The organism is Bradyrhizobium sp. ARR65, assembly GCF_000472385.1.
GTDB lineage: Bacteria > Pseudomonadota > Alphaproteobacteria > Rhizobiales > Xanthobacteraceae > Bradyrhizobium.
Window position 1 is genome coordinate 205,410 of record NZ_AWZU01000003.1, and the last position, 16,377, is coordinate 221,786.

Here is a 16,377-nt window from a genome sequence, read left to right on the forward strand (position 1 = left end):
TGATCCGGCCCCGGAGAGCCGCGTTGGCGCAAAGCGTGTAGCGGCTTTCGGGGAAGATGATGCTCAAACGAAAACATGAAGCGTGTTGAGAAATCATCACGCTCAGTTACCGCCCCAACCCGTGACGGAGGGAATGGCGCAGCCAACATTCTTCGAACAGCCCCGGTCATCGACGCTGGCTGAACTTGCCGCGTTGACCGGGGCGCATTTGGCCGATCCGTCCCGGGCCGGCCAACAGGTGAGAGGGCTGGCATCGCTTGATGAAGCCGGCCCCATGCACTTGGCGTTCTTCGACAATCTCAAATATTCCGACCAGCTTGCCGCGACCAGGGCCGGCGCGTGCCTGGTGAGCGCGCGGTTCGAGGCCAGCGTGCCGCCGCATGTGGCGGTGCTGCGCGCCAAGCAGCCTTTTCGCGCCTTCGTGCAGATCGCGCGCGAGCTGCATCACGACACGCTGCGGCCGCAGTCCTGGTTCGGCTGTGAGGGGATCGCGCCCTCCGCGATCATTGATCCGACGGCGCGGCTGGAGGATGGGGTCATCGTCGAGCCGCTTGCGGTGATTGGTCCGAATGTCGAGATCGGCTCGGGAACGGTGATCGGCGCCGGTGCGGTGATCGCCGCCAGTGTGAAGATCGGCCGGGACTGCAACGTTGGCGCCCATTGCGCCATCCAATGCGCCATGATCGGCAACAACGTCTTGATTCACCCCGGCTGCAATATCGGACAGGACGGCTACGGCTTCGTCTTCTTCGGCCCAGAGGGCCATCTGAAGGTGCCGCAGACCGGGCGGGTGCTGATCCAGAACGACGTCGAAATCGGTGCGGGAACCACGATCGACCGCGGCAGTTTGCGCGATACCGTGATCGGCGAGGGCACCAAAATCGACAACCAGGTCCAAATCGGTCACAATGTCAGCATCGGCAGGCGCTGCCTGCTGGCGGCCCAGATCGGGCTCGCGGGCAGTCTGACGATCGGCGACAATGTGGCGATTGGCGCGAAGGCAGGGCTCAACAACCACATCAAGATTGGCGACGGCGCTCAGATCGCGGCCATGAGTGCAGTGAAGGACGACATCCCGGCCAATGCGCGCTGGGGCGGTCATCTGGCCAGGCCGACCAAGCAGTGGTTCCGAGAGGTGCTTGCGCTGGAGCGTCTGGCGCGCGGCGAAAAGGTCGAGACCAAGGGTGATGTGAAGGGCGAAGGACAGGAGTGATGGAGGAGGCACCGGTCAAGTTTGAGTCGGTCGATATCAACGACATCCTCAACACCCTTCCGCACCGCTATCCGATGCTGCTGATCGATCGGGTGATCAAGATCCGCACCGATTTCAGCGGCATCGGCATCAAGAACGTGACGTTCAACGAGCCGCCGTTTCTTGGACATTTTCCGGATCGCCCGGTCTATCCCGGCGTGATGATGATCGAGGCGATGGCGCAGACCGCCGGCGTGATCGGCATCCGCTCGGTTGAAGGCACCGAAAAGCCGCGCGCGGTGTATTTCCTCACCATCGACAAGTGCAAATTCCGCAAACCCGTGATCCCCGGCGACACCATCGAGTACCACATGCGCCTGATCAATCGGCGCAAGGCGATGTGGTGGTTTCACGGTGAGGCCAAGGTCAACGGCACCGTCGTCGCCGAGGCCGATGTCGGCGCCATGCTGACGGATTGAACACTCTCTGACCGTCCACGCCAACGGCTCCGCCGTTTGTCGCTGGAGGCGCCGTAGCGCAGCAGAGGCCTCGAAAGATGAACGGCCCGGCGCAGTAGCGGGGCCGTTCATCCTTCGAGGCTGGCGTTGCGAGCTCTTCAGGATGACGGGTTTAGCCAGGGTGCTCGTTGACTGCCGAGCGATGCCGCAACAACGCGCAACCATCTGTCACTGGACAGGTGTTGCATGGCACGCTAACCACCGCAAAATTCGCGAGTATTTCGAGCAGGCTGGGGACCACGCGGCGCATGAGCACGATCGATCCGACCGCACGCGTTGAGGACGGCGCGGTGATTGGCGAGGGCACGAGCATCGGGCCCTATTGCATCATCGGCCCGCATGTCGTGATCGGAAAGAATTGCAAGCTGACGAGTCATGTGTCCGTCGCGGGCCATACCTCGATCGGCGATGATTGCGTGATCTCGCCATTCGCGGCCTTGGGCGGCGCCCCGCAGGATCTCAGCTATCGCGGCGAGCCGACGAGGCTTCAGATCGGCTCCGCCTGCACGATCCGCGAGGGCGTGACGATGAATGTCGGCACAGTCAAAGGCGGCGGGCTGACGCGCGTGGGCGATCGCGGCTTCTTCATGAACAACAGCCACGTCGGCCACGATTGCATGGTCGGCAACGACGCGATCTTCGCCACTTCGGCTACGCTTGGCGGCCACTGCGAGATCGGCGATTTCGTCTACATCGGCGGCTTGTCGGCGGTGCACCAGTTCACGCGCGTCGGCTCGCAGGTGATGATCGGCGGCGTCTGCGGCGTGCGCGGCGACATCATTCCGTTCGGGCTCGCCAATGGACAATATGCGGTGCTTGAGGGCCTCAACATCATCGGTATGAAGCGGCGGAAGTTCACCCGCGAGCGGCTCGCGACCGTGCGCGCCTTCTATCAAAAGCTGTTTCATGGGCGCGGCGTATTCGCCGAAAGGCTGGCCGCCGTGCAGGGCTTGGCGAGCGAAGACCCGGCAATCGCGGAGATCCTGGCCTTCATCGAAGGCGGCAAGCACCGGCCGCTCTGCCTGCCGGCCGGCGACAACAGCCGCCACTGACGATGGTCCCGGCTCCCGCCATGACAGACGGAGCGCAAGAGATATCATCGCCTGTCGGCCTGATCGCGGGCGGCGGCGCCATGCCGTTTGCGGTGGCGGATTCGCTCCTTGCGCGCGGCATCGTGCCGGTGTTGTTTGCGCTGCGCGGCGCCTGCGATGGCAGGCAGCTCGGTCGTTTCCGCCATCACTGGATCTCCATCGGCCAGTATGGACGCGCGAAAAAGCTGTTTCGCAGCGAAGGTTGCCGCGATCTCGTCTTTATCGGCACGCTGGCGCGGCCGGCCTTGTCGGAAATCCGGCTGGACTGGGCGACGCTGCGCGTGCTTCCAAAAGTGTGGGCGGCGTTCCGCGGCGGCGACGACCATCTGCTGTCCGGGGTGGGGCGCATTTTCGAGCGCGACGGTTTCCGCCTGCTCGGCGTCAAGGATGTCGCGCCTGACATCTTGATGCCCGAGGGCTGCTTGACCCGGGCCGTGCCCACGCCCGACGCGAACACCGACATCGCGTTGGCGCGCGAGGTGCTGGCGGCGCTCAGCCCGTTCGATATCGGCCAGGCGGTGATCGTGATTGATCGCCATGTGGTGGGCGTGGAGGACATTGAGGGCACCGACGGGCTGCTCGCGCGCATTGCGGGCTTGCGCGAAAAGGGCCGCATCCGCGCGGCCGAGAAGCGCGGCGTGCTGGTGAAGGCGCCGAAGCGCGGCCAGGATCTGCGGTTCGACCTGCCGACCATCGGCCCGGGCACGGTCGAGGGAGCGGCAAGGGCGAAACTCGCAGGGATCGCAGTCGTTGCCGGCAACACGCTGGTCGCCGAGCCGCAAGTCATGATCGAGAAGGCCGACGCCCACGGCCTGTTTGTGACGGGTGTGCCCGCGTGAGCCCGGCGCGCGAGTCGTCCGGGGTGGTCGGACGGACGATCTTCCTGATCGCGACGGAAGAATCCGGCGATCGGCTCGGGGCCGCTCTGATGAAAGTGCTGCGCCAGCGGCTCGGCGATGCCGTTCGGTTCGAGGGCGTCGGCGGCCGCGCCATGGCGCAGGAAGGCCTGACATCGCTGTTTCCGATCGAGGAGCTCTCGATCATTGGTCTCGCCGCGATCATCAAGCAGCTCCCCAAGATCTTGCGGCTGATCAAGCTCACCGCGGCTGCCGCGATCGAGGCGGCGCCCGACGTGCTCGTGATCATCGATAGCCCGGACTTCACCCATCGCGTGGCGCGCCGCGTGCGCGCCCGCGATGGCGCGATCCCGATCGTCGATTATGTTTCGCCGACAGTGTGGGCGTGGCGGCCGGGGCGGGCTCGCACCATGCGCAGCTACATCGATCACGTGCTGGCGCTGCTGCCGTTCGAGCCGGAGGCCTATCGCAAGCTGCAGGGGCCGCCCTGCAGCTATGTCGGCCATCCCCTGACCGACCAGCTCGCGACGCTGCGGCCCAATGCTGCCGAGCAGCAGCGGCGCGATGGTGAGCCGCCGGTGCTCTTGGTGCTGCCCGGCAGCCGTCGCAGCGAGATCAGGCATCACATGACGATTTTCGGCAAGGCGTTGGCCTTGGTGCAGGCGCAAGGCGCCGCCTTCGAGCTGATCCTGCCAACCATGCCGCATCTTGTAGAAGCCGTTCGCGCCGGCAGCGCCGATTGGCAGGTCGAGCCGAAAATCGTGATTGGCGAGGCCGAGAAGCGAGCCGCTTTCAGGATCGCCCGCGCGGCGCTTGCCAAATCCGGCACCGTGACCCTCGAGCTTGCGTTATCCGGCGTTCCGATGGTTGCCGCCTACCGGGCGGGCAGCATCGAGGCCTTTATCGTGCTGCGCGCGATCAAGGTGTCGTCAGTGATCCTCGCCAATCTCGTGATCGGCCAGAATGTCGTGCCGGAATTCATCCAGAATGATTGCACGCCGGAAAATCTGGCAGGCAGTCTGCGCGAGCTGCTCGCGGATAGCCCGCAGCGGCGCCGGCAGGTCGAAGCTTTCAAGACGATCGACACGATCATGGCGGTCGGCGGCGAGCCGCCGAGCGTGCGCGCCGCCGACATCGTGCTCGCGACGATGCGACAGGGCAGGCGGGCGAATTAGAGCAGTCGCCGCTGAGCGAATCGACAAGGCCCGCGCCCAATGTCGCTATTGCGAGCGCAGAGCTGCCGAGATCTCCCGGCCAATCGCCGCAAAGGTGGCATTGCGCTTGTCGTCAGGAAGGGCCGTTTCCGTCAGATACATGGTGACGATCAGCGGGGCGCGGCCGGGAGGCCAGATCACCGCGACGTCGTTGCTGGTGCCGTGAGCGCCCGAGCCGGTCTTGTCGCCCACGCGCCAGGTCTTTGGCAGGCCGGCGCGCAGCTTTGCATCGCCGGTTTTGCAACCGATGAGCCAATTGATCAGCAGCTCGCGCGAGGCGGGCGAGAGCGCGGTCCCGGTCGCGAGCGCCGTCAGATTGCGCGCCATCGCGAGAGGCGTGGTGGTGTCGCGCAGATCGCCTGCATCGGCCGTGTTGAGGTCGGGCTCGACGCGATCGAGGCGGGTCAAGTCGTCGCCGAGAGCACGCGCATATTGCGTCACGGCGGAAGGCCCGCCGAGACTTGCGAGCAACAGGTTGGCCGCCGTGTTGTCACTCAGTGTCAACGCGGCTTCGCACAGATCCGCGACCGACATGTCCGCGCCGACATGTTGCTGGGTGACCGGCGCATAAGCCAGAAGATCGCCTGGTGCGATGCGAATGCGTCGCGTGATCTGCTCCTTGCCCGCATCTATTCTGGAGAGAACAGCAGCCACTGCGAGCACCTTGAACGTGCTGCACATCGGGAAGTGCTCGTTTTCGCGGTGGCCGATCGCCGCACCGGCTGCACTATCCAGAACCGCCACGCCCAGCCGTCCGCCGCTGTCCGCTTCCGCTTCCGCGAACGCATCCGGCAGTCGGGCAAGTCCGGACTCCGCGGCCATGCCGAAGCGGTGCCAATCCGTGGTGAGCATTCCGGCCGCGGTGGCCAGGCCAAGTCGCGTAAGGCGGCGTCGTGTCAACATGGTCGAGCAGGGACGAGGAGTGGGGGCTGGCGAGATACAAACGATGCGCGGGGAGCAAAAAGGCCGGACGCTTCCCGCGCCCGGCCTTCTGTATTCAATGAGAGAAGCGCGTCTTACTTGCGCTTCTCGATCGGAACGTAGTCGCGGCGGGCGACGCCAGTATAGAGCTGGCGTGGACGGCCGATCTTCTGCTGCGGGTCCTCGATCATCTCGCTCCACTGGCTGATCCAGCCGACGGTGCGGGCGACCGCGAACAGCACGGTGAACATCGAGGTCGGGAACCCCATCGCCTTCAGCGTGATGCCCGAATAGAAATCGACATTCGGGTAGAGCTTGCGGTCGATGAAGTACTGATCGTTGAGGGCGATCTTCTCCAGCTCCATCGCGACCTTCAGCATCGGGTCGTCGCCGTGGCCGGTTTCCTTCAGCACGGCGTGACACATCTTCTGCATGATCTTGGCGCGCGGATCGTAGTTCTTGTAGACGCGGTGGCCAAAGCCCATCAGGCGCACGTCGCTGTTCTTGTCCTTCACCTTGGCGATGAAGTCGGGAATGTTTTCGACCTTGCCGATACTGGAGAGCATGGCAAGCGCGGCTTCATTGGCGCCGCCATGCGCCGGGCCCCACAGGCAGGCGATGCCGGCAGCGATGCAGGCGAACGGGTTGGCGCCGGAGGAGCCGGCGATGCGCACCGTCGAGGTCGAGGCGTTCTGCTCGTGGTCGGCGTGCAGGATGAAGATCTTTTCCAGCGCGTCCGCCAGCACCGGGCTGACCTTGTATTCCTCGCAGGGGACGCCGAAGCACATATAGAGGAAGTTCTCGGCGAACTTCAGCGAGTTCTTCGGATACATGAAGGGCTGGCCGATCGAGTATTTGTAGGCCATCGCCGCCAGCGTCGGAATCTTCGCGATCATCCGCATCGAGGCGATCATGCGCTGCTGCGGATCGTTGATGTCGGTGGAGTCGTGATAGAAGGCGGCAAGCGCGCCGACCGAGGCCACCATCACTGCCATCGGGTGAGCGTCGCGCCGGAAGCCCTGGAAGAAGCGCGCCATCTGCTCGTGCACCATGGTGTGATGCGTGACGCGGTAGTCAAAGTCCTTCTTTTGCGCGGCGGTCGGCAGCTCTCCGTAGAGCAGGAGATAGCAGGTTTCCAGGAAGTCGCCGTGCTCGGCGAGCTGTTCGATCGGATAGCCGCGGTATTCCAGAACGCCGGCGTCGCCGTCGATATAGGTGATCTTGGACTGGCAGCTCGCGGTCGAGGTAAAGCCCGGGTCGTAGGTAAACAGTCCGGACTGGCCGTAGAGTTTGCCGATGTCGATGACATCGGGACCGATAGTGCCGCTATGGATCGGGAGATCGTAGGTCTTATTGCCGACCGTCAGCGTTGCGTTTTTTGTGTTGTTTGATGTTGCGTCCATCGTGAAGTCCCCGATGAAATCGTTGCGAAAACCCGGCGGCTGAGCATGCCCAAGGTGACTAAAACGGGGGCGGCAGCCGGTTATTCCAAGAGCACCTCGCAAATGCGTAGCTTATTGCTATGTGCGCTGCAAGATGGCCACTTCAAGAGGTAAAGACCGACTTAAGTTGAGGCCTGATCGGCCAGTCTCGCCAGCGATTCCGCCCGTCCCAGCACCGAAAGAACCTCGAAAATGCCGGGCGAGGTGGTCTTTCCGGTCAGCGCCACGCGCAGCGGTTGCGCCACCGCGCCGAGTTTGAGGCCGTTGGCCTCGGCGAAGCCGCGCATCGCCGCTTCCGTGGTCTGCGCGCCCCAGGGGTCGACGGTCTCGAGATCAGCGCGGAGCCGGCCGATCAGTGCACGGTTTTCGGGCGTCAGCAGGGCCTGCGCTTTCGGCTCGACCTGCAGCGGCCGGTCGGCAAAGATGAAATACGCGCCCTCGATCAGCTCGATCAGGGTCTTGGCGCGCTCCTTCAGGCTCGGCATGGCTGCAAGGAGCTGCGCGCGGGTGACCTCGTTGAGCTTGGGCTTGAGCTCCGCGCCTCGGGGGACGTAATCGAGCACGCTCTCGAGCATCCGCACCAGCGATTGATCGTCGGTGTGGCGGATATAATAACCGTTGAGATTTTCCAGTTTGGCGAAATCGAAGCGGGCGGCCGAGCGTCCGATCGCCGACAGGTCGAACGCCGCGACCATCTCCTCGGTCGAAAAGATCTCCTGGTCGCCATGGCTCCAGCCGAGCCGGACCAGATAGTTGCGCAGCGCTGCCGGCAGATATCCCATGGCGCGGTAGGCATCGACCCCGAGTGCGCCGTGGCGCTTGGAAAGCTTCGAGCCGTCCGGGCCATGGATCAGCGGGATATGCGACATGCTTGGGATGGGCCACTCCAGCGCGTCATAGATCTGCTTCTGGCGCGCCGCGTTGATCAGGTGGTCGTCGCCGCGGATGATGTGGGTGACGCCCATGTCGTGGTCGTCGACCACCACGGCCAGCATGTAGGTCGGGGTGCCGTCGCCACGCAGCAGCACGAGATCGTCCAGGTTCTCGTTCTGCCAGACTACGCGGCCCTGCACCTGATCCTCGATCGCGGTCTCGCCCGTCAGCGGCGCGCGCAGACGGATGGTCGGCTTCATGCCGGCGGGCGCCTCAGAAGGATCGCGGTCGCGCCACATGCCGTCGTAGAGGCGGGTGCGCCCTTCGGCGCGCGCCTTTTCGCGCATCGCGGCGAGCTCCTCCGGCGTAGCGTAGCAGCGGTATGCCTTGCCGGCCGCGAGCAATTGCTCGGCGACCTCGCGATGGCGCGCGGCGCGGCTGAACTGGTAGATGACGTCGCCGTCCCAATCGAGCTCCAGCCAGGTCAGCCCGTCCAGGATGGCGTCAATCGCGGCCTTGGTCGAGCGCTCCCGGTCGGTGTCCTCGATCCGCAGCAGCATCTTGCCGCCATGCTTTTTCGCATAGAGCCAGTTGAACAGCGCGGTGCGGGCCCCTCCGATATGGAGGAAGCCGGTGGGCGAGGGGGCGAAGCGGGTGACGACGGAATCAGCCATTACGGAAGCGGGTCGTATGCATCATGGGCGGTGGTGTATAGCAGGAACGGTGCATAACTAAAGGCTTGGTTAAAGCAAGCGGATCCGGGCCTGACCTCTTGGCTCGCTTAGGCGAATTTGGCAGAAGGTCCGCTGATCTCCCGATACAGGACGACAGAATGGTTTCAGAACCGGCGGTAGCAGAGACGGTAGACACAGGGCGCGACTTCATCCGCGACATCATCCAGGCCGATCTCGCTGCCAAGAAATACCAGGAAATCGTCACCCGGTTCCCGCCGGAGCCGAACGGCTACCTGCATATCGGCCATGCCAAGTCGATCGCGCTGAATTTCGGCGTCGCGCAGGAGTTTTCCGGGCGCTGCAACCTGCGCTTCGACGACACCAATCCGATCAAGGAAGAGCAGGAATATATCGACTCCATCCAGGCCGACGTGCGCTGGCTCGGTTTCGATTGGGGCAAGAACCTGTTCTACGCCTCCGACTATTTCGACCGGCTCTATGAATGGGCGGAGGGGCTGATCCGCGCCGGCCTTGCCTATGTCGATGATCAGTCCCAGGAGGAGATCCGCGCCAATCGCGGCACGCTGACCGAGCCCGGCAAGAACAGCCCGTTTCGCGACCGGTCGGTCGAGGAAAATCTCGACCTGTTCCGCCGCATGAAGGCCGGCGAGTTTCCGAACGGCGCACGGGTGCTGCGTGCGAAAATCGACATGGCTTCGCCCAACATCAACCTGCGCGACCCCGTGATGTACCGCATCCTGCATGCGACCCATCCACGGACCGGTGATACCTGGAAAATCTACCCGAGCTACGACTATGCGCACGGCCAGTCGGACGCGATCGAGGGCATCACGCATTCGATCTGCACGTTGGAGTTCGAGGATCACCGCCCCCTCTATGACTGGTTCATCGAGAAGCTGCCCGTGCCCTCGCAGCCGCATCAGTACGAGTTTGCGCGGCTCAACCTGACTTACACGCTCCTCTCCAAGCGTGTGCTGACGCAGCTCGTGCGCGAGGGCCATGTCTCGGGTTGGGACGATCCACGCATGCCGACCATCGCCGGGTTGAAGCGGCGCGGCGTGCCGCCGGCGGCGGTCCGCGAATTCGTGAGGCGCATCGGTGTTGCCAAATCCAACAGCGTGGTCGACGTCGGCATGTTGGAGTTCTGCATCCGCGAGGAGCTCAACCGCACGGCGCTGCGGCGAATGGCGGTGCTGCGGCCGTTGAAGGTCGTCATCGAGAATTATCCGGAAGGGCAGGTCGAGGAACTCGAGGCGGTGAATCATCCCGACGATCCGTCGAAAGGCACGCGCCGCATCGCGTTCGGCCGCGAGCTCTACATCGAGCGCGACGACTTCATGGAAAACCCGCCCAAGAAGTTTTTCCGCCTGTCGCCCGGCAGCGAGGTCCGGCTGCGCTACGCCTACTTCATCAAATGCCGCGAGGCGATCAAGGACGCATCCGGCGAGGTGGTGGAGCTGCGCTGCACCTACGATCCCGAGACTCGCGGCGGCAACGCGCCCGACGGCCGCAAGGTCAAGGCGACCTTGCACTGGTTGCCGGCGGCGCAGTCGCTTCCGGCGGAGTTACGAATCTACAATCAGCTCTTTGCAAAACCCAATCCGGAGGCGGCCAATTTCGCCGCCGACATCAATCCGCAGTCGCTGGAAATCCTGCGCGATGCGCGGATCGAACCGGCGATCGCGACAGCCAATTCCGATGAGGCCATGCAGTTCGAACGGCAGGGCTATTTCGTGCGCGACAAGGATTCCACGCCGGAGCGGCTGGTGTTCAACCGCACCATCGGGTTGCGCGACACCTTTGCGAAGGAAGTCGGCGGCAAGGGCTGAGCCGGCTGCTTCGGATACCGACAGGGATTTGTGGTGCCGGTTCAGGCGAGGGCGAAGTCACCGGGTTTCAATCCGGGCGCCTCGATAACCGCTTCCCCATAACAGTCCTGGACGAGCCGCAGCGGTATTGCGCCCTCTCAGCGCAAGCACCAAATGAATTGCGGGAGGCGAAATAGCTCCAGGAGCGAGTCCGTGGCCAGTCAAAGAATGGCAGACGAAGGGCTCCCGGTAATTGCGCGCTTTGAGGTGCACCGCCGCAACTACCTCAAGTCTGACGGCTCAATAGCAAGGCCAGTCCCCGCCTTCGCTTCCGATGCCAATCTACTCCTTTCGCTTTATCGGGCCATGGTGCTGTTGCGTCACTTTGACCGCAAGGCTGTCGCATTGCAGCACACGGGCCGGCTCGGGACCTATGCCGTTTCGCTCGGACAGGAGGCGGTATCGGTCGGCATAGCCAGCGCAATGCGAGAGGAAGACGTGCTGTTGCCCTCCTATCGCGACAATGGCGCACTGCTCTGGCGCGGCGTCAAATTGGAGGAGATCCTGCTGTTTTGGGGTGGAGACGAGCGGGGCAATCAATTCTCCGGACCGGTCCACGATTTCCCGTTTTGCGTTCCCGTCGGATCTCAGGCGCCGCATGCCGCCGGCGTAGCCTATGCCTTCAAGCTGCGCAGAGAACCGCGTGTCGCCGTGTGCATGTTCGGCGATGGCGCCACCTCGAAAGGCGATGTTTACGAAGCGATGAACTTTGCTGGGGTCCACAAATTGCCGGTCGTGTTCGTGGCCACCAACAATCAGTGGGCCATCTCGGTGCCATTGCGACTGCAGACCGGCTCCGAAACTCTGGCTCAGAAAGCTATCGCCGCTGGATTCACCGGCGAGCAGGTCGACGGGAATGACGTCGTGGCGATGAGCGCCGCGGCTGAAGCAGCTGTTGCCGCGGCTCGCGACGGCAAGGGCCCCCGCTTCATCGAGGCGGTCACCTACCGGCTCGGCGATCATACAACCTCTGATGACGCATCACGCTATCGTTCGGCTGACGAGGTCCAGATGCACTGGAAGGAAGACCCGATCGGGCGCCTAAGGACGTTCTTTGTCGACAAAAGAATGTGGAGCAAAGCGGACGAGGAACAGCTTGCCGCCGACTGCCATGAGCGCATCGAGGCGGCGACCGAACGCTACCTTGCAATGGCGCCACGTCAGCCCGAGACCATGTTCGATCACCTCTATGCCGATCTGCCCGAGGCCTATGCCGCGCAACGCCATGAACTTGCGGGAGAGGGCGATGCCTGAGGTGACGTTGGTCGAAGCCATCAATCTGGCGCTCGGCCGCGCAATGGAGGACGATGAGAGTGTGGTCGTGCTTGGCGAAGACGTCGGCGTCGATGGAGGCGTTTTCCGCGCGACTGCGGGCTTACAAAAGCGCTTTGGATCGGAGCGTGTCCTCGATACGCCGCTTGCCGAACTCCTGATCAGCGGGCTCTGCGTTGGCATGGCGGCCCAGGGCTTGAGACCCGTCGGCGAGATCCAGTTCATGGGATTTCTTTATCCCTGCTTCGATCAATTGGTGAACCATGCGTCGCGTATGCGCAACCGCACCCAGGGACGGCTCACCTGTTCGATGGTCCTGCGCACGCCGCATGGGGCCGGCATTCGCGCGCCCGAGCATCATTCGGAAAGCACCGAGGCCATGCTTGCCCATATTCCTGGCTTGCGCGTCGTCATGCCTTCGTCGCCGGAGCGCGCATACAGACTTCTCCTCGCCGCGATCCGCGATCCCGATCCGGTGGTGTTTCTGGAACCAACGCGGATGTACCGCGCAGCGAAAGCCGAGGTGGAGGACAATGGCGAAGCCTTGCCGCTGGATCACGCCTTTGTCTTGCGGGAAGGTCGCGACGTCACTCTGGTCAGCTGGGGCGCGATGTTGAAGGAAACCATAGCCGCCGCCGATGAACTCTCCGCTGAGGGCATTGACGCCGAGGTCATCGATCTTGCGACGCTCAAGCCCTATGATGAAGCGACCGTGGTCAGTTCGGTCCAAAAGACCGGGCGCTGCGTGATCGTGCATGAGGCGGCGCGCACCGGCGGATTTGGAGCCGAGATCGCCGCTATCATCGCCGAGCGCAGCTTGTCTTCGCTGCTTGCACCTGTGACGCGCGTGACCGGCTACGACACCGTCGTCCCCATGGCACGGCTTGAGCAACACTATATCCCCTCGGTCGCACGCATCGTCACCGCCGCCCGCAAGGCCTGCCAGTTCAGCTGAATTGCAACGGACTGCGTCCCATGCGCGAATTCATGTTGCCGGATCTTGGAGAAGGTCTCGAAGAGGCGGAGATCGTCACCTGGTATGTCAACGAAGGCGATCGCGTAGTCATCGATCAGCCGCTCGTTGCCGTCGAGACCGACAAGGCGGTTGTCGAGATACCGTCGCCGTCCAGCGGACGTATCGTGCACCTGTTCGGCGCCAAGGGCGATATCGTGAAGGTTGGCGCGCCGCTCGTCGAGTTTGCCGAAGGCGTTGAACAGGACACTGGCACGATTGTCGGCGAACTCGCCAGTGGCGAACATCCGCCGGCAGCAGCAACCCCTTCCAGGCGAGCGAGCGGGCGGGAGCCTCAGGTGTTCCCCGCGGTGCGTGCACTTGCGCGCAAGCTCGACGTCGCTCTTGAACTCGTCGAGGGCACGGGACCTGGCGGAACCATTACGCGGGCCGACGTCGAACGGGCTGCGCAGGGTATGTTGCACACCGATCCCGCCGAGCCCCTGCGCGGGCTGCGGCGTGCGATGGCCCAGCGCATGACGGCAGCCCATGCCGAGATCGTGCCCGCCACCGTCACCGATGAGGCGGATATCGACGATTGGCGGCAAGACGAGGACGTGACGATCCGGCTTGTGCGGGCCATTGCCGCCGCCTGCAAAGCAGCTCCCGCGCTCAATGCCTGGTACAATTCCGGCACGAGAGAGCGGCGTCTGATCGCGCGCGTCGATCTCGGCATCGCCGTCGATACTGACGGCGGGCTCATCGTTCCCGTATTGCGCAATGTAGGACAGCGAGGCGTATCGGACTTGCGGGCCGGGCTTGACCGGCTGCGGGCCGACGCGATCGCGCGGTCGATTCCACCGGAAGAGCTACGCGGCGCGACGATTACGCTGTCCAATTTCGGCATGATCGGAGGTCGATTTGCAAACCTGGTCATCGTGCCGCCGCAAACAGCGATCGTAGGCGCCGGCCGGATTTCCCAACGGGTGGTCGCCCATCAAGGCCAACCTGCGGTGAGGCGCGCGCTGCCGTTGTCGCTCACCTTTGACCATCGCGTCGTGACAGGAGGCGAAGCCGCGCGCTTTCTCGTCGCGCTCAAATCGGATCTTGAGCGGATTTCGTGAACCGTCCTTCGTAACTCTCCGGCTGACCGAAGCTCCCGCATTGCACAACCCGCGTGTGCGAGCATAGCTGCTGCATGCCGGTCGGCGGGAATATTGAGGTTCAGCAATGGAACCCCATATATTTTGGCAAGGGAGTCCTTGCCGTGCGGACCGTACAGGCGGCCGTCGTTGCGGCGATCGCAATCGCCGCGCTGATTGTTTCGTCCCTTTCCACCGCGGCGGGGGAGAGCGGCAGTCTCGCATTGACCATTTCGATCGACGGAGCGATCGGACCGGCGACGGCCGGTTACGTGAAGGATGCGCTGGCCAGAGCGGCTGAACGACGCGCCGAGGTTGTCATTCTGCGCCTGAATACACCAGGCGGTCTCGCCACCAGCATGCGCGAGATCATCGCAGACGTGCTGGCCTCGCCGGTCCCGGTCGTCGGTTACGTAGCCCCCTCTGGTGCCCATGCAGCCAGCGCCGGGACCTACATTCTTTACGCAACCCATATCGCGGCAATGGCGCCGGGCACCAATCTCGGTGCCGCGACGCCGGTACAGCTTGGCGGTTCGATGCCGGGTCTGCCGGGAGCCGCCCCCGACAAGGACGGCAAAGACAACAAAGATGGCGACCATCAGGCCAAGCCGAAGGACGCCATGACCGAAAAGGTGACGAATGATGCCGTTGCCTTCATTCGCAGCCTCGCCGAGCTGCGCGGCCGCGATGCGGACTGGGCCGAGAAGGCCGTCCGCGAGGCCGCGACCCTCTCTGCCAATGGTGCGCTGCAGGCGAACGTCATCGACCTCATCGCGAGCGATCAGGCCGATCTGCTCAAGCAGGTCGATGGCCGCACGGTGGAGATTGCCGGTGGCGGCAAGCGACGCCTGGCGACGAAAGATGCCGTGCTCGAGGCCATCGATCCCGGATGGATCTCGCGATTCCTCGCGGTCATCACCGATCCCAACGTCGCCTTCATCTTGCTGATGGTCGGGATCTACGGCCTGATTTTCGAATTCTTGTCCCCGGGCGTGGTCGCGCCCGGTGTGGTCGGGACAATCTGCCTGCTCGTGGGTCTTTATGCTCTCAATATGCTGCCCATAAGCTACGCCGGCCTTGCGTTGATGCTGGTCGGGATCGCACTTCTGACCGTCGAAGCCTTCAACCCGACGGTGGTTCTGGGCACCGGTGGGATCATCGCCTTCGTGCTCGGGGCCGTGATGCTCTTCAACGTCCAGGCGCCGGGCTACCGACTGTCATGGTGGGTCATCGGGATCACTGCGGCGATGTTCGCCGGTCTGGTCCTCGCCATCCTCGGTTCGCTTCTGCGCGCCCGCAAGGGTTTGGCGCGGGTCGGCGCGCAGGCGATGCGCGGCCTGCGTGCCGAGGTCCTCGACTGGTCCGGGAATGAAGGGCATGTCTTTACCCAGGGTGAGCGCTGGCAAGCGCGTGGCGCTGAGACCTTCCGGCCGGGAGAAGTGGTCGAGGTGGCCAATATTGTGGATTTGACGCTGGTGGTACGGCGCCGGCCTGCGCTGACCGGCGAAGGAGGTGCGTCATGATGCTCGATTATCTGACCTATGCAGCAATCGCAGTGGTCATCATCATCTTTCTGTTGTCGGCCGTTCGCATCCTGCGGGAATACGAGCGCGGCGTCGTCTTTACGCTCGGACGCTTCACGGGTGTGAAGGGACCGGGCATCATCATCCTTATTCCAATCGCGCAACAGATGGTGAAGGTCGATCTCAGGGTCATGGTGCAGGTCGTGCCGCCCCAGGACGTGATCTCGCGCGACAACGTCTCGGTCAAGGTCAATGCCGTTCTCTACTTCCGCATTGTCGATCCCGAGCGCGCCATCATCAAGGTCGGCGACTACATGGCCGCGACCAGCCAGTTGGCGCAGACCACGCTGCGCTCGGTGCTGGGCAAGCATGACCTGGACGAGATGCTCGCAGAGCGGGACAGGCTCAATGCCGACATTCAGGAGATCCTCGACAAGCAAACTGATGCCTGGGGCATCAAGGTCACCGGTGTCGAGATCAAGGATGTCGATATCAATGAAACCATGGTGCGGGCCATCGCTAAGCAGGCCGAGGCGGAGCGGTTACGGCGTGCCAAGGTGATCAATGCAATGGGCGAGCAGCAGGCGGCCGAGAAGCTCGTCGAGGCCGGACGAGCCCTGGCGCAGGAGCCGCAGGCGATGCAGTTGCGTTATTTCGCGGCACTGCATGATATCGCCGGCGAGCGGTCCTCGACGGTGGTCTTCCCGCTGCCGATGGATCTGCTTGGCCACTTCTCGCCACGCGGCGAAGCAACCTGACCTCGGTCATATGCCAGAACGCGATGAGATTGAGTTCGGTTGGCTACGGCGGCCGTTCA

The 16,377-nt window shown here is 63.6% G+C and carries 14 protein-coding genes; 11 read left to right on the forward strand and 3 right to left on the reverse strand.

What is annotated here, in order from left to right; genetic code table 11:
* Nucleotides 1–133: 133 nt before the first annotated feature.
* From lpxD to lpxB, 5 genes are all read left to right on the forward strand, one after another.
* Nucleotides 134–1,213, forward strand: a complete 1,080-nt coding sequence (gene lpxD / locus F758_RS0105525) for a UDP-3-O-(3-hydroxymyristoyl)glucosamine N-acyltransferase (protein ID WP_024506925.1) — start codon at nt 134–136, stop codon at nt 1,211–1,213.
* Nucleotides 1,213–1,671 carry a 3-hydroxyacyl-ACP dehydratase FabZ gene (gene fabZ / locus F758_RS0105530; RefSeq protein WP_024506926.1) on the forward strand — a complete coding sequence of 153 codons (459 nt, stop codon included), beginning with the start codon at nt 1,213–1,215 and terminating at the stop codon, nt 1,669–1,671. The genes lpxD and fabZ overlap by 1 nt, the downstream gene beginning before the upstream one ends.
* A gap of 287 nt (nt 1,672–1,958) precedes the next feature.
* Nucleotides 1,959–2,762: an acyl-ACP--UDP-N-acetylglucosamine O-acyltransferase gene (gene lpxA / locus F758_RS0105535; protein ID WP_024506927.1), complete on the forward strand. Its 804-nt coding sequence runs from the start codon at nt 1,959–1,961 to the stop codon at nt 2,760–2,762.
* 20 nt (nt 2,763–2,782) lie between these two features.
* The gene (locus tag F758_RS0105540; protein WP_024506928.1) at nt 2,783–3,640 is read left to right on the forward strand and encodes an LpxI family protein; all 858 of its coding nucleotides are present in this window, start codon (nt 2,783–2,785) and stop codon (nt 3,638–3,640) included.
* Nucleotides 3,637–4,833 carry a lipid-A-disaccharide synthase gene (gene lpxB / locus F758_RS0105545; RefSeq protein WP_024506929.1) on the forward strand — a complete coding sequence of 399 codons (1,197 nt, stop codon included), beginning with the start codon at nt 3,637–3,639 and terminating at the stop codon, nt 4,831–4,833. The genes F758_RS0105540 and lpxB overlap by 4 nt, the downstream gene beginning before the upstream one ends.
* A gap of 45 nt (nt 4,834–4,878) precedes the next feature.
* On the opposite strand, the gene bla is transcribed toward lpxB, so the two are convergent.
* The 3 genes from bla to gltX all read right to left on the reverse strand — a co-directional run bounded on the left by bla (nt 4,879) and on the right by gltX (nt 8,782).
* Nucleotides 4,879–5,775 (reverse strand): class A beta-lactamase, encoded by an 897-nt coding sequence (gene bla, locus F758_RS0105550; RefSeq protein WP_024506930.1) that lies wholly within the window; start codon nt 5,773–5,775, stop codon nt 4,879–4,881.
* 113 nt (nt 5,776–5,888) lie between these two features.
* On the reverse strand, nt 5,889–7,196 hold the full coding sequence (gene gltA, locus F758_RS0105555; RefSeq protein WP_024506931.1) for a citrate synthase: 1,308 nt from the start codon (nt 7,194–7,196) through the stop codon (nt 5,889–5,891).
* Between the two features lie 161 nt (nt 7,197–7,357).
* The gene (gltX, locus tag F758_RS0105560; RefSeq protein WP_024506932.1) at nt 7,358–8,782 is read right to left on the reverse strand and encodes a glutamate--tRNA ligase; all 1,425 of its coding nucleotides are present in this window, start codon (nt 8,780–8,782) and stop codon (nt 7,358–7,360) included.
* Between the two features lie 158 nt (nt 8,783–8,940).
* Here gltX and F758_RS0105565 point away from each other — a divergent pair, with 158 nt between their 5' ends.
* The 6 genes from F758_RS0105565 to F758_RS0105590 all read left to right on the forward strand — a co-directional run bounded on the left by F758_RS0105565 (nt 8,941) and on the right by F758_RS0105590 (nt 16,318).
* The gene (locus F758_RS0105565) at nt 8,941–10,632 is read left to right on the forward strand and encodes a glutamine--tRNA ligase/YqeY domain fusion protein (protein ID WP_024506933.1); all 1,692 of its coding nucleotides are present in this window, start codon (nt 8,941–8,943) and stop codon (nt 10,630–10,632) included.
* A 207-nt stretch (nt 10,633–10,839) separates the two neighbouring features.
* Nucleotides 10,840–11,925 carry a pyruvate dehydrogenase (acetyl-transferring) E1 component subunit alpha gene (gene pdhA / locus F758_RS0105570; protein WP_051386690.1) on the forward strand — a complete coding sequence of 362 codons (1,086 nt, stop codon included), beginning with the start codon at nt 10,840–10,842 and terminating at the stop codon, nt 11,923–11,925.
* The gene (locus tag F758_RS0105575) at nt 11,918–12,898 is read left to right on the forward strand and encodes an alpha-ketoacid dehydrogenase subunit beta (RefSeq protein ID WP_024506935.1); all 981 of its coding nucleotides are present in this window, start codon (nt 11,918–11,920) and stop codon (nt 12,896–12,898) included. The genes pdhA and F758_RS0105575 overlap by 8 nt, the downstream gene beginning before the upstream one ends.
* Nucleotides 12,899–12,918: 20 nt before the next feature.
* Nucleotides 12,919–14,019 (forward strand): dihydrolipoamide acetyltransferase family protein, encoded by a 1,101-nt coding sequence (locus tag F758_RS0105580; RefSeq protein WP_024506936.1) that lies wholly within the window; start codon nt 12,919–12,921, stop codon nt 14,017–14,019.
* A gap of 143 nt (nt 14,020–14,162) precedes the next feature.
* Complete coding sequence (locus F758_RS0105585) at nt 14,163–15,560, forward strand: NfeD family protein (protein ID WP_024506937.1); 1,398 nt, start codon at nt 14,163–14,165, stop codon at nt 15,558–15,560.
* Nucleotides 15,557–16,318, forward strand: coding sequence for a slipin family protein (locus F758_RS0105590; RefSeq protein ID WP_024506938.1), 762 nt, complete (start codon nt 15,557–15,559; stop codon nt 16,316–16,318). Before F758_RS0105585 ends, F758_RS0105590 begins: the two co-directional genes overlap by 4 nt.
* Nucleotides 16,319–16,377 lie beyond the last annotated feature (59 nt).

Coding starts and splice junctions, on each gene's coding strand:
- lpxD (WP_024506925.1), top strand. CDS start 134: ATGGCGCAGCCAACATTCTTCGAACAGCCCCGGTCATCGACGCTGGCT.
- bla (WP_024506930.1), bottom strand. CDS start 5,775: ATGTTGACACGACGCCGCCTTACGCGACTTGGCCTGGCCACCGCGGCC.
- pdhA (WP_051386690.1), top strand. CDS start 10,840: ATGGCAGACGAAGGGCTCCCGGTAATTGCGCGCTTTGAGGTGCACCGC.
- gltX (WP_024506932.1), bottom strand. CDS start 8,782: ATGGCTGATTCCGTCGTCACCCGCTTCGCCCCCTCGCCCACCGGCTTC.
- F758_RS0105580 (WP_024506936.1), top strand. CDS start 12,919: ATGCGCGAATTCATGTTGCCGGATCTTGGAGAAGGTCTCGAAGAGGCG.
- F758_RS0105540 (WP_024506928.1), top strand. CDS start 2,783: ATGACAGACGGAGCGCAAGAGATATCATCGCCTGTCGGCCTGATCGCG.
- fabZ (WP_024506926.1), top strand. CDS start 1,213: ATGGAGGAGGCACCGGTCAAGTTTGAGTCGGTCGATATCAACGACATC.
- F758_RS0105590 (WP_024506938.1), top strand. CDS start 15,557: ATGATGCTCGATTATCTGACCTATGCAGCAATCGCAGTGGTCATCATC.
- F758_RS0105565 (WP_024506933.1), top strand. CDS start 8,941: ATGGTTTCAGAACCGGCGGTAGCAGAGACGGTAGACACAGGGCGCGAC.
- lpxA (WP_024506927.1), top strand. CDS start 1,959: ATGAGCACGATCGATCCGACCGCACGCGTTGAGGACGGCGCGGTGATT.
- F758_RS0105575 (WP_024506935.1), top strand. CDS start 11,918: ATGCCTGAGGTGACGTTGGTCGAAGCCATCAATCTGGCGCTCGGCCGC.
- gltA (WP_024506931.1), bottom strand. CDS start 7,196: ATGGACGCAACATCAAACAACACAAAAAACGCAACGCTGACGGTCGGC.